The sequence below is a fragment of the Roseisolibacter sp. H3M3-2 genome (assembly GCF_029211165.1).
In the GTDB taxonomy this organism is placed as follows: Bacteria; Gemmatimonadota; Gemmatimonadetes; order Gemmatimonadales; family Gemmatimonadaceae; genus Roseisolibacter.
This window is the reverse complement of record NZ_JARGEK010000773.1, coordinates 1-636: the sequence shown is the minus strand read 5'-3', so window position 1 is coordinate 636 and position 636 is coordinate 1. Positions and strand designations below refer to the sequence as shown.

Annotated in this window: 1 protein-coding gene; it reads left to right on the top strand. The window is 80.0% G+C overall.

Going from position 1 to position 636, the window contains the following annotated elements; all coding sequences use genetic code 11:
* Window positions 1-271 precede the first annotated feature (271 nt).
* Window positions 272-636, top strand: a 365-nt coding sequence (locus PYV61_RS26325) for an AraC family ligand binding domain-containing protein (protein WP_275836855.1), incomplete at its 3' end; no start/stop codon positions are given.

The following is a 636-nucleotide window of genomic DNA, read 5'->3' as shown; positions in this document are numbered from 1 at the left end:
CGACGTGCGGACCGCGCCGGCGCGCGTCCCGCCCCGCGCGCCGCGCCTCCCGTCCCGCGCCGGCCGCGCGTGGACGGCTCGTCCCGCACCGCGCGACAACGCGCGACAACGCGCGGCGGCGTGTCGACGCACGCCGGGCGCGCACGCGCGTGACAGACGCCGAACGACGCGTTGACCGTCGTCGCGCGCGCGCGGCCGTAGGGACTCGCAACCCTCGGCGCGCGCGGGTTGTCGCACGTACGAGGCTCCCCGCGACCCACGCCGCCCCGCCGTGCCCGCCACCCGCGACTCCGCCGCGCTCGTCCGCGTCGCGCTCCCCGAGCCGCTCGAGCTCCTGCACGCGACCTACGTGCAGCACCGCTTCGCGCCGCACACGCACGACGCCTTCGTCTTCGCGGTGCTCGAGTCGGGCGCGGCGTCGAGCCGCTACCGCGGCGGCGTGGCGCTCTACCGCCCCGGCGGCGTGGTCGTCGTCGAGCCCGGGGAGCCGCACGACGGCGAGCCCGCGCCCGGCGGCTACCGCTACCGCGCGCTCTACCCCTCGCCCGCGCTGACGGCGCGCCTCGCCGACGCCGCCGACGCGTTCGACGCGGCCGACGGCGCGGCGGGCGGGCGGCTGCTGTTCGCGGCCAGCTT